This is a genomic window from Microcoleus sp. PH2017_28_MFU_U_A (assembly GCF_020738035.1).
GTDB lineage: Bacteria > Cyanobacteriota > Cyanobacteriia > Cyanobacteriales > Microcoleaceae > Microcoleus.
This window is the reverse complement of record NZ_JAEQCX010000085.1, coordinates 1-16,049: the sequence shown is the minus strand read 5'-3', so window position 1 is coordinate 16,049 and position 16,049 is coordinate 1. Positions and strand designations below refer to the sequence as shown.

The following is a 16,049-nucleotide window of genomic DNA, read 5'->3' as shown; positions in this document are numbered from 1 at the left end:
GGCATTGGCTATTTGGCTTAATCTTTAAGTCGATCGCACTTACGTATTCTTACTGATTAATACGTATTCTTACTGATTAAATTGTGTTTAATATAACATTTGCCGCGCCAAGGGTTTTAACAGCCTTCTTATCTTCTTCTCTCTTTCCTCTGTCAAGTCAACTGTCAACTGTCAACTGTCAACTGTCAACTGTCAACTAATCATTGCGAGTCAAACCCTGAAGGCTAACTTGCAAAACCGACAAACCCAAAATCAGCAAAAACAAAACTAGGGCGATCGTACAAGCATAACCAATTTCCAAATCCTTAAAAGCCCGTTCGTAAAGATAATAAACAACAGTCTTAGAACTATTGCGAGGGCCGCCCTGAGTCATAATATAAACTTCTTCAAAAACCTTAGTAGCAGAAATCGCCGAAATCACCGCCACCAAAACCAAATAAGGCTTCATCAGCGGCACAGTAATATCCCAGTGTTTCCGCAAACCTTCCGAACCATCAATCGCAGCGGCTTCATAAAGTTCTGCCGGAATAGATTGCAGCCCAGCTAAATAAATCACCATGTAATAACCTAAGCCTTTCCAGACAGTAACTGCCATCACGCTAAAAATTGCCACCTTCGGATTGGCCAGCCAAGAAACCGGAGGTAAACCCAACAATTCTCCGAACTGATTCAGCAATCCCGTCTCAGCAAACAGCCACTTCCAAGCAATCCCCGCGACAACCATCGAAATCACCGCCGGCGTGTAATATGCTGCGCGGAACCAGTTCATCCCCCGCAGCTTTTGATTGCACAAAATTGCCATTCCCAACGGTATAACAACCAATACAGGCACAACACAGATGAGATACAGCAGCGTATTGGTCAAAGTTTGCCAAAAAGTGCGATCGCGCCACAACCGCTCAAAATTCTTCAAACCCACCCACTGCGGCATTTGAGTTAAATCATATTCGTAACTCGTAAAACTCAAATAAAAAGCTTGTAAAGCAGGCCACAAAACAGTCAAAGTCAAAACAAACAAAGCCGGAAACAAAAACAAATAAGGCGTTGAATAGCGGCGGAAAAAATTCAAAGGCATAATAATTGGTAATTAGTCTTGGTTAATAATAAGACGGCGGTTGAAACCGCGTCTATACAAACGATGTCAGCCGGACGCCGACTGAAGAAAACAACATAATTCCATTCGCCGTCCGATCTTTTTCTTCAACCCGCGGAGGCGGGTTTTGTCTGTGTAGACGCGAATTCGATTCGCCGTCTTCGATTCGCCGTCTTCGATTCGCCGTCTTCGATTCGCCGTCTTCGATTCGCCGTCTTCGATTCGCCGTCTTCGATTCGCCGTCTTCGATTCGCATTGCACCCTACAAACAATACCTATTTAAGCCCAGAAAACAAACCCTCCCAATCTCTCGGAGAACCAGGATTTTCCCCCTCTTTTACCTCAAATGTCACCTTACAAGCCTGCGGTTGTTCCAAAGCTTGCACGCACAATTCCGCAATATCTTCCCGACTAACTTTACCCCGAATATTATCTCCTTGCTCGAAGATCAAAGCTTTGCCGCCCGGTTCCTCAGTCAAAGCACAAGGTCTGACAACAGTATAAGGTATGCCGCTCGATCGCACGCAATCCTCCCCTTTCAACTTCCAAGTCAAAATTCCCCCCAACATATCATTCATTCTGACAGCCGGCGGTTCATCTTCCAAGATAAGTCCTGGGCGGCCCGGGCGAGTAACTCCCGCCGAACTCACCATCACAAATCGCGGCAAAGTCTGGCCGCCATCAGCTTTAATAGATTCTAATTCCAGTTGAAAAACACCCGGTGTAAATTTCGGATTCAGCGCGCCGTCATATTCAAACTTGCTCAGCATTAACTGAAAAGAATAAATGCTGCTGGGATCGAATTTCGCGCCATCTTTCACAGTCTTCGCGCGGAATACTGGAATTAACTTATCGAAGGGAACTACGATCGTAATCCAGGTATTGTACACAGTATCGAACGAATAGCAATAGCCGATACCATCCCATTTAGCCTCGCTACGCACGATCAACTTGTAGCGCTTACCATCCCCTTTGACCCGGAGCAGGAGACCGCTGAATCCTGCGAGATTGACCGGAGGATCGAAGTTGCGGGTGCGGACAGAAGCAAAGCCACCTGAGTTGGCAGTGGAAACATTGCCCGTGAATATAGCTGTACTGTCTGTAAGTACGATCGAACTTTCGCTAGTCCCGCCCATCACAACATCATCGAGAGCGCCCCAAGTTTCCTTTAAATCTTGGGTAGGTTTTGTGAAATCAAAAATGACTTTTTCGCCTGATTTAATGAGCTGACTGCGAACAGCTTGCACTAAATTATTCAGGCCTTTGTATTCGACAATTTCGGGAACATCCACAACTTCCGGCATATAAAACTTGATGCCTTGATAGTATTTTTCCCTGGTTGGCGTGTCTCCTTCTACAGGTTGAACTTTGGTACCCGTGCAGCAGATAACTGCATCTACGCCCTCAGTGACGCGCGGTGTTAGCGTCTCAGCGATAGTGATATCTCCCTCGACTAATTCGACATTTTTGCCAAGAATTTCGGTTGCTCTTTTGGTATCTCTGACGAGACAGCGGACTTGATATCCCCGCTGTTGCAGCCGCTTGACAACTCGCTTCCCGACGCCACCTGTCGCACCGGCTACCAGTACGAGTTTGGGTTTATCTTTTTTATTGTTGCTGCTGCTTCCGAACAGTTGTTGCAGCCAGCTAATGCTGCCAATGAAGGGAATCACGCCGAAATAAGCCAAGGTTTTGACAAATCTGCCGGCATCCCATTGGGCGGTATTTTTTTCAGTCACAGTCGCTTCCTCAGAGTTGGCTCAAATCTACTTATAGCAGTTGACAGTTGACAGTTGACAGTTATGGTATCCGAATCTAACCGTTTATAAAGCAAGGATTTTAGACTCTATTGATGAGTTCTTGAATGTCCTAACCAATGTGGCGGTTGCTATAGCTGCTTTTGTATTTTAATCTAATTTTCGATTTGTGCATTTTGTCGATAAGCGCACTTTTTTTCACTTCACCGAATAGCAGGGGTTGGAAGTCCCAGCATGAAGGCAGATTATTATAAGAACGGAGTTTAAATCTCCGTTCTTATCGCTTCGCTGTCAACTGTCAACTGTCAACTGTCAACTGTCAACTGTTTAAAATCGGTTTGAGATGAGTTTGGCTCAAGGGAATCTCAATAATCAACTCGGTTCCCTCTCCGGGGGCTGAAATACAGCTCAATTTGCCGCCGTGTTGTTCCACCACAATTTCGCTGCCAATCGCCAAACCTATCCCCGCACCTTTCCCTACCGGTTTTGTGGTAAAAAACGGCTCAAATATTTTCTGTCTAACTGTTTCTTCCATACCCCAAGCATTGTCCTTAATCCGAACTGCTACGGCTGTTTCTCCCGGACAAACTTCAGTCACGATCCGAATTTGTCCGCTCTTGGCTGTCTCTGCTTCGTGCCAAGAGTGCGGCGATAAATTTTTGTTGACAAAGGCATCTTCTAAAGCATCAAGTGCATTTGTCAGCACATTCATAAATACTTGGTTGATTTGAACTGGGTAACACTCAACCAACGGTAGAGAGCCATATTCTTTGTTGAGATGAATTGCAGGGCGATGGTACTGCGTACCTGCTACGCTAACGGGCTTCGGTTTGAATCGGTTGCTCAAAATCAGCAAAGCACTGTCCAATCCGTCGTGAATGTCAACTTCTTTAATCTCTGCTTCGTCAATTCTAGAGAAATTTCGCAGCGACTGAACTATCTCGCGGATGCGGTTAGCTCCTACTTTCATTGAACCCAGCAACCTCGGCAAGTCTTCAACTATAAACTCTAATTCTGCTCCTTCTATTTCTGCTTGAATTTCTGGCGAAGGCGACGGATAGTGCTGCTCGTAAAGCTGCAATAAATCGATCATTTTTTGACTGTATTCGTCGGCATAGTTAAGATTTCCGTATATGAAGTTAATCGGGTTAGTCACTTCATAGGCTACCGCCGCCACCAACTGTCCCAAACTTGACATTCTTTCGCTTTGCACCAATTGAGTTTGCGTTCGCTGAAGCTCGTACATCGCTGTTTTTAAATGCTCGCTTTTTTCGCGTTCTCTGGCGATTGAGGCTTCTAGTGCTCTATTTAATTTTTCGAGTTTTTTGGTTTGGCGCAGCACTATATTGATTATTGCTTTTTTTAGTTCCAATGCAGCGTCTATTTCGCATTGCTTCCACGGCAAAGATTTGCACCTCACATTTTCTTTCCACAGCTCGAAGGATTTCCTAGGAGACAGTCTGTGGCTGCCATCTTCATCTATTAGAACTGCTTTGTTGGGGTTTCCGGCCCAATTTACGGTCTTAATTACTTCCGGGCGAAACCACAAGACGTATATTTTCTGACTCGGCGATATTGCTATTGCCAAACACCCGCTAGCCGTGTTTTTAAATTCCTCAGCTTCTGGATAGCATTTAGTCAGCGAGTCTGTATAAAAAATTTCTTTTTTTAGGCTGTTTTGCACCCACTGAGTTAAGGATTTAAGCGCTTCTCCGTGAGGTGTTTCCCCGACTCGATAGCAATTTTCTCCAAATACTATTGATGCTCCCTGGGCGTTGACTGCTTCCAGCAAATTATGCTGGCATTTAACTAACACTTCTGACAAGTTTTCGGAGGTAGATATGTCTTCAAAAATCTGGGCTTGAATAGATTTTAAGTGTAGTTTGTAGTCGTAGTCTTCGTTGGCTTCTTTTGATTGCAATTCTAAGGACATTACTTGCCCGATAAACTCGCAAGCGGCTCGCACTTCATGGTTGAGGTATTTTGGTGTATAGTTATGGCCAACAATCAATCCCCACAGTTGTTGATCTTTGATTAAAGAGATTGATAAAGTAGCGGCAACGCCCATATTTTGCAGGTATTCTATGTGAATGGGAGACACGCTTCTCAACACGCTGAGACTGAGGTCTAGGGACTGCTTCGTAACAGGATTTTTTTCGGGAATGATGCGAACTGGTTGATAATTAATATCTGGTATTAACCTCAACCAATTTAACAAATACAGTTTTTTGGCTTGTTTGGGAATATCTGATTTGGGGTAGTTTAAGCCCAGGAATGGACTCAGGTTTTCTAGTTTGTCTTCAGCCATTATAGCACCGTTACCTTCTGCGTCAAATTGATAGGTCATAACTCTATCAAATCCCGAAATCTTCCGGATTTCTCCCACAGTCTGCTGACATAATTCTTTGAGATTTTTGGCGCTTTGAATTTGGCTGACTGTGGATCTGACTGAATGATAAAAGCTAAAAACGGAAAGATTTTCTGTGGTGGTTGCTAATTCTAGCTCAATTATCAAAATTCCTTGTTGTCGGTGGAGGATGCAGTCAAATTCTAAAAACTTGTCTGCTTTGTTGACAGAGAGTTTAATGGGATTGACGGTTTTTAAGTTTTCGTTCTGCAAACAGGTATTGAGTTTTTCTAACTGAACTTTATCGAAGAATAAGCTCAAATCTTGACCGATCGCACTTTTGGCATCGACTCCCAATAAATCTTGCGTATTTTCACTGACTTGCAGTATTTCTAGTTGAGGTTCTCGTACAACCACGAGAATCCCGTGAGGCTGAATGTGCCCCGATATGTGAATGGGTTCTGTGTCGCAGTTTGTCAAGTCAACTTCTGTGAGTGCTGGGATTGTGCTTTGTCGATCCATTGTCTCTATTTTCCGCTGTAAAATTTCGAGAGGGTTCTATCGATTTTAGATTTGATCTCAAATTTGCTTTTCAATAATCTCATATTGTTCGATCGCATAATGGCCTGATCCCTTGACCGACACTAACAAGGCATTATCCGAAAATCAGCGAATCGAAAATGATGGAGTCGAAAATTAGCCTACCGTTGTGTTGCTGCTAGACTGGCGCGAGCATTCTGGTTTTTTTTACGAACTGAGCTATTCTATTCGAGCGATCCCCGATATTAATTATCGCAGCAATTGTTCCCATTCTTCAAGTCGTTTTAATGTTTTTCCACAATTTTAATATTTGTGGTAATATTTTACCATCATAAAAAAGGGGAGATAAATGTGTCTTCAGACCGGCCGACTGACGAAAAGATTAAGTTAAGGTAAGGGTGACAAGACTTGAAAGTAAAGTCGCGTTAAGCTTTTGAAGTATATCCAACAGGCCCGACAATTATACTGATGCTCGACTTCAATACAGTTACTGAGTTTTCTCATACCCACTGCATAGCTATCTGTGCCTTTTTAGTTCCGGCAAACTTGCTGACTACTTTGCAGACAGGGATTTTGACAGGACTAAACCGACCTCGAATGCAAGTTTGGGCGTCTGTGGCTGTGGCCAGCCTTTGGGCTACAGCAATGATCTTTCACGTTTTTACCTGGTTCGCGATCGGAGTAGTAATGCCTCCGACATACATCTTGTTAGCTATGGCGATCGCTTGTCTGGCTATCAATATCTGGGCAGTGGGACATCCTGCGAGCATGATGCAATTAATTAGAGTTGCGGTATCAGCTTTTAGGGAAGTTTTAGAAGCAGGAAGAAGGAAGAAGTCAAGCGTGAAGTCGGAAGTTCGGTAACGGATTTTCTAACGGGTGTAACGAATAAAATTTTAGCGATCTAGGAAATAAGGAAGCAGAAAGAAATTGGCATCTGGCCGTCTGAAAGATGTCTGGGAGAATATTAGTTTTTACTAATCTGTTCCCTCGTTCCAGCTATTAGTTCTGAGTCGTGATTTTATAACCCTTATTCCGGTTCGCGATCGCGACAGTCTTCATCTTCCGGGCCGCGGGGATGGATCGTGCAGTTGAGGAGGTGCCCGCCATCGCTTCTGCCATAATAGTAGCGACATCCCGTGCAAATTGCCGGAGGTTCGATCGCACTTTGGTAAACCGGATAATCCATAGCCAGCAGTGAGAAGTCGCGCTGCGTCTGAACAGTCCCGATAATAGCGCCTGAAAGTTCCACAGCTTGGCGGATGTTTTCGATCCTGGTGTAAGGTGGCAGGTAAATGTCAATATAAAGGCGTATGCCATCGCCTTCGTACTCCTGGCGGGTAATATTGCCTCCGAGCAAACCGACGCGCGACGTAATGGCGGAGGAAAATTCCCCAGCCAAGGTGCAGTAACCGCAGAAAAGGTGAATGTGTTCGTCGGTTACTGCTCTCACACTCAGGCGAGTAGGAATCAGCACTCTCAGGTAAGCGTCGAGTTCGTCAAAAACTGGTTCGGCGAGGGACAGCATCTGGTTTGCGTCTTCGTGGTTGAGCCCAAAACCCTTAGAAACCTTGGAGACGAGGGCTGCTAAAATATCAAAAACTTGGGTTAACAGCGATTGCAGCCTGCTATCAATGGCGATCGGACATTCTCTGAGCAGTTTTAAATAATCTTCCAAACGATGGGCTACGCGCTGAATGCTGCTAAATCCCAACATAGCTGCTCCCCCTTTAATCGAGTGCGAGGCTCGGATGAGCTGGTGTATCCTTTGGGGAGTTTGCACGGTGTTTTGCAGGCCCTGCAAGCCTTGTTCCATGATTTGAAGGTGTTCTGTGGCTTCTTCTAGAAAGTAGCCGATGATGCGCTGTAGTTGTTCTGGTAGCATAATATTATTCTCCAAAAGGCACCCTAATTGCAGAAAGCAGAAAGCAGAAAGTAAAAATGCTGATATTTTTTACTTTTGAGTCAATATTTAACCCAGAGGTGATATAAAACCGGCGTTGCACGGGACACAATACCGCAGTGCGAGCGAAAAGCGCTAGACTCGGAAAGTTAGGATGCCGATGCAAGTGGAAACCAGATTATTTGTCCTTGATATCTATCCTGCCTCACAATAACGGCGGTGGCAAATATCGAACCAAAGAGGCTTCTGATTGCCCACATTTTTTAACGTGCTAATTTTCTCAACAAGCAAATTCCGCAACTCCGATTCTATCGTTGTTGATGGTTGGTTATTATCAATAGCTCTTGACTAATGACAACAAATTGACGATCGAATACCAAGAATTTCTGCATGTGGTACCCGCCACGTGATTTATCCGTGGAATCAATCCCAAATCGAAAATCTAAAATCCTCTATTCCCCCGAATTTATCCGTGGGGTTAATCTAAAATCTAAAATCTAAAATCTAAAATCTAAAATCTAAAATCTAAAATCTAAAATCTAAAATCTAAAATCTAAAATCTAAAATCGATTGACTCTCGGTGCGTAAGTTCTAGGAATATGTCATTTAACAGTGTAACGGTGATTTTTTGAGAAGTTTAACTTTTAATTTAATAGATATCTTCAATAACGATTATTGTAGGGTAGGCATGGAGCCTGCCCGAGAGTTTCTGTTTTGGAGAAGTCTATGACAATCGCTTGCGAGTTTGAACAAGCGATCGCCCTTTTTGGCACGAGATATATAGTTTGACTGCGTAAGTCCCGATCGCATTAGGATCGCGAATTAAATAATTAAATAATTTACACAAGTTTGTGGGATGGGTTCTGGGCCCATCCCACAACAACCATAAAAATGGTACCTTTTTTCCTATTTAGCGACTGTTGCACCGACTTTGGCTGCGATCGCAGCTAAAGCCTTGCCGTTGCCTTGTAGAAGCGTGTTATTTTTCTGCACCATGCTGCCACTCAGTTCTGGGGGAGCGGGCAGTTTAACGCCTAATTTTTCAGCGATCGCGCGGACAATTTGTCTATTACCCAACAATAATTTGTGGTTTTCTGTCGCTAAGTCACCGCTCCCTGGGCCTGCTACGCTGGGTACAGTTGCGCCTACTTTGGTAGCGATACTGGTAAAAATAGCTCTGTTTTGCAAGATTAGCTGTTGGTTAACTTGCAAAGGATTGCTACCCGATGGTGCTGCGTCCTTGCTAGCTGCTGCGCCTACTTTAGCAGCAATATTCTTAGCTGTTTGACCATTTTTCACTAGCAAATCCCGATTTTGCTGTATGAGTGTTTGTTCGTTGGCTTGGGTAATAATTGTATTGTTAATAGTAGGTGGTTGAACTAATTGACCAGAGCTTCCCAATAATCCAGATGCCAATAAAGTAGCAGTGAAACCAACAATTAATTTAGACATTTTTTCTTTCCTCGATATGTTTTTTTTGACAAGCAGTTTTTTTACTGCGTCATCTACCAAAAGAAACATATCAAGACTTTTTTGAGCAGTTTGTCACGAATGTTACATTTTGTAACAAACTTATGCAAAAAGTGCAACGTCTAATTGCAATTTTTACAATTACAGACAGAAAGTAGGTTTTTATAGCAGTTGACAGTTGATAGTTGACAGTTGACAGTTGACAGTTGACAGTTGACAGTTGACGGTTGACGGTTGACGGTTGATCGGCGAAGATATTTGCTATCTTTTTTGCTTTTAACTTATTCACTAGGATTTTTGGGTTCCGAAAGTGGCGGCGGCTACACCGAAGAGGAGTACCGCAGCACCTGCGAGTACGGCTGGCGCAGGCATTTCGCCGAACACCAAATAACCCAAACAACTCGCCCCAACGGGTTCAAACAAGATGGCAAGAGTTACCAGAGTTGGGGAAATTTGCGCTACAGCCCAGTTTAAAATGGTGTGACCTACTAATTGAGGCAAGGCGGCGGTTAATAAAATGTAAAAATATACGATGTTTGGATAACCGGTATAACTGGTACCGAAGGCGAGGGGTAGAGGTAGCAGGACGATCGCAGCAACAGTATAGGCGATCGCGATATAACCGCCAATTCCCAATCCCCGCCGTTGAGCTTCCCGGCCTAGCAACAGATACAAACTGACAGCCCAGGAACCTGTCAGAGCAAGGAAATCGCCGAATAATTGAGTGTTGCCGGTATTGGCTGCGCCTGTGCTTCCGAGGGCGATCGCCATTCCGCCAGCAAGGGCTATAGTAATGCCTGCGATCGACATTTTGCTGAGTTTTTCGCCAAACCAGAAACGGGATAACAGCGCTACCCAGACGGGATTTGTGGTGACGAGGGCTGTGGAAGCTGCGATCGAAGTATAAGACAGTGAGGTAATCCAGAGAGCAAAGTGCAGGGCGAGACACAAACCAGCCGCCGCAGCATAGCGCCGAGCTCCGGGTTGTAGGGTTTTCCACTGAATTTTCGGCCAAGCTGGAAGCAGAATTAAGGCGGATAAAGTCAAGCGAGAAGCGGCGAGTACGAGGCTGAAACCGAGGCCGCCCGCGCCTGCTTTCAGGTTGGCTAGCCGGATTAAGATTGAGGCGGTTGAGACTGCTAATACGCCGATCGTTAAGATAAGGGCGATCGACCAATTCGACGGTTTTTGCGGAATATTCATTTAAATTTCCATGAGATTATTTATTTTGAGAGCGCCCCAAGCAGTCTATGGTGTCGTTGCGGGCGATCGTATTTTGACAAAAATAATCTTTATTAACTCAAAATCATGAATTTAATCAACTAGATTGATTAAATTTATAAATATACTTTAAAAATATAGCCCTTCTCAGATAGGTGAGGTACGTTGTTGGGCTTCAGCCCTCTTGGTTTAAGCGGTTATATAAGCTGTCAATAAATGCTATAGCTGATTTTATCATCTTAAATACAACATTTTATCCGCAAAGTATTAGACATATTATAAAAATATCTAGAAACTGGCAAGATGCCAGTTCCACAGAAAAAGATATTTTTGTAAAAGATATTTTTGTAAAAGATATTTTTGTGGAATGGGCATCTTGCCCGTTCCAAAATTTGATTATAAAAACTTTTCCAAGATATATATTTGATAGTTTCAAACTAGATAAATCAGAATTAGCGCGAGTAATTAGTAAAAATTTATCTGAAATTTTTTATCAGAGAGCGCACAAACTATTTGAGATCGGAAAACTTGTAGTCCTTACATTATCCATATTGTCCAGGAATTGTAACATAATTTTACAAATATGACTTTTATGACTTTTATGAACTCAAAGTCATGACTTTTATGAATTGACTTAAAAAAATACTTGTTTTAGCATCTTAAGTACGAAAAATGAAACTGGTAAGAACTTCTCATTCATTTTTAACATAGCTCAAACCAAAAATAAATCAGGAGAATCAACTATGGCTAGCCCATTCAAAGTAACAGAATTCGATTCAGGTAGATATATTACAAATGTCACCGCAGGAAAATTTAACGGCGACTCAACAACAGATTTAGCAACCATGGATTTGCTATCGACTCAAATTGGCATTTTGCCAGGAGACGGTACAGGTAAATTCAGCATTGGTAGCTACTCCTCCACGGGAGAATTCCCCTACGACTTTAGCAGCGCAGATTTCAATGGTGACGGCAAAACAGATTTATTCGCCACTACGGTACTGACAAAAATTCGATTTTGTGGGGAGACGGCAAAGGCAGCTTTACTTCTTACACCAACTTTGATGTGGGAGTACCATTTAATGTCATCTATCCGATCGACTTCAACGGTGACGGCAAAGTCGATTTAGCCCCCGTAGACTATACGAATAACAAAATTTTCGTCCTCTTGGGAGACGGTACGGGTAAGTTTAGCAAAGCCCAGGCTATTGATATCACAACAGACATCTCTTCCATCGCTTGGGCAGACGTAAACGGAGACGGCAAAATAGATCTAACCACAGCCAGCCAATACTCAACAAATATTTCCGTGAATTTAGGAGATGGTACTGGAAAATTTGGCAAAGCTACCAACTTTAATCTAGGGAAATATCCCACCGCCATTACAGCGGGAGATATCAACGGAGACGGCAAAACCGACATCGTATCAGCCAACTACTATTCCGACGACATTTCCATACTGTTTGGAGACGGGAAAGGCAATTTTGGCACAGCAACCAGCTTTTTCGGAGGAATCGGCCCTTCGTCAATTCAAGTATTAGACTTTAATGCTGATAGCAAAAATGATTTAGTAGTCGGAGATTTGCTCTCAAACTTTATTTTGTGGGGAGACAACACTGGCAAATTCAACACTTATACCGACATTCCTTGGACGGGATTTAATCCTGTATATGCCGACTTTAATGGAGATAAAAAACCTGACATTGCCGGCAACTATCTTGGCAATGTAAGAATTTTAATCAACGATACCAGTCCCCTTACCGACACATCAAAACCAGCACCTACGCCCACTCCCGCCCCGACTCCAACACCGCCACCACCGCCAACACCTGGAACATCTGCTGGTTTTACAATCACTCCGATATCGGGATTAAAAACTACAGAAGCAGGGGGAACGGCAACATTTACCGTCAAACTCAATAGCAAGCCAACTGCTACTGTAGCCCTAGGTTTAAGTAGTTCCGATAAAACAGAAGGAACAGTCTCTCCAGCTTCTCTGAATTTCAATCCTACCAATTGGGAGACTCCGCAAACTGTAACGGTAACAGGAGTTGACGACAAGGTAAATGACGGCGATAAAATTTACACAATCATTACCCAACCCGCTGTTAGTGCTGACAAAAAATACGACAAACTAAATCCGTCTGATATCACCCTCACTAATACCGCCAGCATTACTCCAACTCCAACTACAATTCCTCCAACTCCAACTACAATTCCTCCAACTCCAACTACAATTCCTCCAACTCCAACTCCACCAAAACCAATTCCAATTCCAATTACTACTCCAACACCTGGTGGAATCACCGTCAGCCCAACAACCGGATTAAAAACCACAGAATCAGGCGACAGTGACTCATTTACGGTCAAACTCAATAGCCAACCCACCGCTAATGTCAGCATCGGCTTAAGTAGTTCCAATACAGTAGAAGGAACTATTTCCCCAGCCTCTCTCACCTTCACTCCTACCGATTGGAATCAAGCCCAAAAAGTCATAGTAAAAGGTGTTGATGACAAGATAGTAGATGACGATAAAAAATACACAATTGTCACCGCCCCTGCTGTCAGCACCGATCCAAAATACAACAACCTCAATGCAGAGGATGTCAGCGTCACCAACGCCGAAACTAACCGCCCACCCGTGTTAAACAAAAGCAAGGAAACTACTCCCTGGTACTACGACAGCCCGATAGTTAAAAAATCATCCAAATTTGAGTTTACGGTTCCCGAAAAGGCATTTATAGACCCAGATTCTGGTGACAAGTTAACTTACTCAGCCACTTTAGAAAACGGTCAACCTTTACCGAGTTGGATTACTTTTAATCCTACTACCCGTACTTTCAGCGGCGACATTACTAAAGGGAACTCTCTGGATATTAAGTTGACCGCAACCGACACTTCCGGTGCGAGTGCGAGCGATTTTATCAAGTTAGTAGTCACTAAAAATGGTGTGGTCGTTGATGGTTATATTGCGGGTGCGACTATCTTCTTTGATGCGAATAAAAACGGAGTCAAAGATGCTAGCGAACCATTTTCTACGACTGATGCTAATGGCGAATACGAACTCGATATCCCGGACAGTTTTGATACGAACAAAAATGGGAACTTTGACCCAGAAGAAGGCAATTTAGTTGCTTTTGGGGGGACGGATGTTTCGACGGGCTTGCCACTGACAACTCCTGTTTCAGCACCGATAGATTCCACTGTTGTCACGCTATTAACTACTTTAGTTACTGATTTGACGGCTGGGGGAATGTCGCAGACTGAAGCTGAGTCAAAGGTTAAATCTACTCTGTCTATTCCTGCGGGAGTTGATTTACTGGACTTAGATCCGATCGCATCTACGGCCAAAAATGAGCCTGGTGGTGTCGAAACTCTAGTCGCGATGACAAAAGTCCAAAACGTCGTCACCCAAACCACGAGCTTAATAGACGGTGCATCTGGGGCGGATAATGGTGCAATTACCAAAGCTGTTGTTGCAGCAATTAACAGTAAAATTAAATCCGGCGGTTCCCTGGATTTGACGGATGCAGCACAGGTAGAAGGCATTATCCAGCAATCTATTGCTAACGTCAAACAAGTTGATAGCAATCTCGACGCTGAAAAACTTTCCAAAATTTCCTCGCAAACAGCGAAGGTAATGGTTGAGGCTAATCAGCAGATAGATCAGGTGAAATCTAACTCTTCACCTGAGTCTATTGCCTCGGAAATTGCCAAAGTTCAAAAGGTGGCTTTAGGTGAAAGTGCGATCAAACTGGAAGCAGTCGGTGTTGCGATTCTCACAGGCGATGTTAACCCTTCCACAACTTCTACTACACTTCTCGGTTTTGAGGGCAAAAATCTGGTAGGTACTGATGATAACGATACTTTACTAGGTGCTAGCGGTAACGATTTCATCAGTGGCAGAAAAGGCAGTGATTCCCTCGATGGTGGTGCCGGCGATGACAGCATTTACGGTGGCAAGGGACTCGATACGCTGACAGGTAACAGTGGCGATGATATCCTATTTGGAGGCCGTGGTGCTGACAGTTTGGATGGCGGTGCAGGCAATGACAGCTTGTATGGTGGCAAGGGAGATGATACTTTGCTTGGTGGTTTGGGAGATGATTTCCTGAGTGGTGAAAAGGGCAATGATTTTCTAATCGGCGGAGAAGGTAGCGATCGCTTTTTGTTAAATCTAGATAGTGGTATCGATACGATCGCGAATTTTGACACTGATAGCGATAAGATTATCCTTGGCAATGGCTTGAGCTTCGGACAGTTAGACATTACCCAGACTGCTAGTGGAAATGCGATCAAAATTGCTGCGACAGGCTCAGTGTTGGCAAATGTCAGTGGAGTCACCGGGCTGCTGCGAGCAAATGATTTTGTGGTGATTTAAAAGAGTGTTGACAGTTGACAGTTGACAGTTGACAGTTGATAGTTAACAACAACCGCAAGCATCTCATTTTTGTAAAAAGCATTTTTTCTTTGATTGAGTGCGAGCGTCCCCGCTCGCATATTGTACAATACGCGAGCGGGGACTATAAAAACTGAGATGCTCCCACAGCAACCTCTACCTGGAAGGAAGAGGATTGGAGTAATGAATCGTCTTCTGTTAATTTCTCCCTAAAACGAAGAGGCTTTCAACCAATTATTTCTGGTAATCAGCCGAGGGTAGGGGCTGGGGGCGAGATCCTCGGGCCCCACCTTTTTAATAGAAAAATGTGTAACAATCAATTAATCTCGCAGTTAACACTGAAAACTCCCAATTTAAAACTATCTATGGCTCCTACAGTTTTGATTACAGGCGCTTCTCAAGGAAGTGGCAAGGCAACGGCACTGTTATTTGCCCGTCAGGGTTACGATGTGGTGATGGTGGCTCGGGAGCCGGAAAGATTGGCAGCAGCAGCGGCTCAGGTGCAGCGTGAAGGCACTTCGGCTGTCGCGATTGCGGGGGATGTTGGTGACATTCAACAAGTGCGGGCGATCGTCCAAAAAGCCCTGGATACCTGCGGAAACATTGATGTTTTGGTGAATAATGCTGGAATTTGTCTCGCAGGGGCGATCGAGCAAACCACCTCCGAAGATTGGCAGCAATTAATGAATACCAATTTTTGGGGCTGCGTTAACACAATTCAAGAACTTTTGCCACATTTTCTCGATCGCAAAACCGGTACAATCGTCAATGTTGGTTCCATTGGTGGCAAAATGCCCTTACCTCAAATGACTGCATATTGTGCCAGTAAGTATGCAGTAACGGGTTTGACAGAAACTTTGCGATTGGAATTGGCGCCCCAAGGAATTCACGTTTGCGCCGTACATCCGGGTTTGATCAACAGCGATTTTTTGGAAAGAGCTCAATTTCGCGATCGAGACGAGCCCGCAGTCGAATTGCGCCGCCAACAAATGAGTGAAATGCTGAAATCTGACTGGGTAAATCAGCCGGAAGATATTGCTAAAGCTATCTGGGATGCTGTGAAGAATCAGCGTGCAGAAGTCACAGTCGGCCCTGCTTTCTTGGCATCGGAAGCCTATCGCTTATTCCCCGGTTTGATGCAGTGGGCAATGGAAAAGGGCAAGTTATAATTAGTCAGTAGTCATTATTAGTATGGCAGGGTAAATTTATTGTCGTCAGACAAATTAGGTACGTAGTTGCGCTTCAGCGCTCTTTGCTTATATATATAAAAAACGAAAAATTAGGTACGTAGTTGCGCTTCAGCGCTCTTTGCTTATATA

10 protein-coding genes are annotated in these 16,049 nt (G+C 43.9%); 4 read left to right on the top strand and 6 right to left on the bottom strand.

Going from position 1 to position 16,049, the window contains the following annotated elements; translation table 11 throughout:
• Positions 1-196: 196 nt before the first annotated feature.
• The 3 genes from JGK14_RS21070 to JGK14_RS21060 form a co-directional block, all read right to left on the bottom strand.
• Complete coding sequence (locus JGK14_RS21070) at positions 197-1,075, bottom strand: carbohydrate ABC transporter permease (protein ID WP_293178318.1); 879 nt, start codon at positions 1,073-1,075, stop codon at positions 197-199.
• A 293-nt stretch (positions 1,076-1,368) separates the two neighbouring features.
• Complete coding sequence (locus JGK14_RS21065) at positions 1,369-2,832, bottom strand: CIA30 family protein (protein WP_293178321.1); 1,464 nt, start codon at positions 2,830-2,832, stop codon at positions 1,369-1,371.
• A gap of 337 nt (positions 2,833-3,169) precedes the next feature.
• Positions 3,170-5,719: an ATP-binding protein gene (locus JGK14_RS21060; protein WP_325315445.1), complete on the bottom strand. Its 2,550-nt coding sequence runs from the start codon at positions 5,717-5,719 to the stop codon at positions 3,170-3,172.
• Positions 5,720-6,205: 486 nt separating this feature from the next.
• Here JGK14_RS21060 and JGK14_RS21055 point away from each other — a divergent pair, with 486 nt between their 5' ends.
• On the top strand, positions 6,206-6,601 hold the full coding sequence (locus JGK14_RS21055) for a hypothetical protein (RefSeq protein WP_325315444.1): 396 nt from the start codon (positions 6,206-6,208) through the stop codon (positions 6,599-6,601).
• A gap of 166 nt (positions 6,602-6,767) precedes the next feature.
• On the opposite strand, the gene JGK14_RS21050 is transcribed toward JGK14_RS21055, so the two are convergent.
• The 3 genes from JGK14_RS21050 to JGK14_RS21040 all read right to left on the bottom strand — a co-directional run bounded on the left by JGK14_RS21050 (position 6,768) and on the right by JGK14_RS21040 (position 10,313).
• Entirely contained in the window at positions 6,768-7,622 is an 855-nt protein-coding gene (locus JGK14_RS21050; protein ID WP_325315443.1) for an Hpt domain-containing protein, read from the bottom strand.
• A 924-nt stretch (positions 7,623-8,546) separates the two neighbouring features.
• Positions 8,547-9,092, bottom strand: a complete 546-nt coding sequence (locus tag JGK14_RS21045) for a hypothetical protein (protein WP_293178333.1) — start codon at positions 9,090-9,092, stop codon at positions 8,547-8,549.
• 306 nt (positions 9,093-9,398) lie between these two features.
• Positions 9,399-10,313, bottom strand: coding sequence for a DMT family transporter (locus tag JGK14_RS21040; RefSeq protein ID WP_325315442.1), 915 nt, complete (start codon positions 10,311-10,313; stop codon positions 9,399-9,401).
• 761 nt (positions 10,314-11,074) lie between these two features.
• On the opposite strand from JGK14_RS21040, the gene JGK14_RS21035 reads away from it, so the two are divergent.
• From JGK14_RS21035 to JGK14_RS21025, 3 genes are all read left to right on the top strand, one after another.
• A complete protein-coding gene (locus JGK14_RS21035; protein WP_293212310.1) occupies positions 11,075-11,461 on the top strand; it encodes an FG-GAP repeat domain-containing protein in 387 nt (128 codons plus the stop codon).
• Positions 11,398-14,712: an FG-GAP-like repeat-containing protein gene (locus tag JGK14_RS21030; RefSeq protein ID WP_325315441.1), complete on the top strand. Its 3,315-nt coding sequence runs from the start codon at positions 11,398-11,400 to the stop codon at positions 14,710-14,712. The genes JGK14_RS21035 and JGK14_RS21030 overlap by 64 nt, the downstream gene beginning before the upstream one ends.
• 323 nt (positions 14,713-15,035) lie before the next feature.
• Entirely contained in the window at positions 15,036-15,899 is an 864-nt protein-coding gene (locus tag JGK14_RS21025; protein WP_325315440.1) for an SDR family NAD(P)-dependent oxidoreductase, read from the top strand.
• The last annotated feature ends 150 nt before the right edge of the window (positions 15,900-16,049 follow it).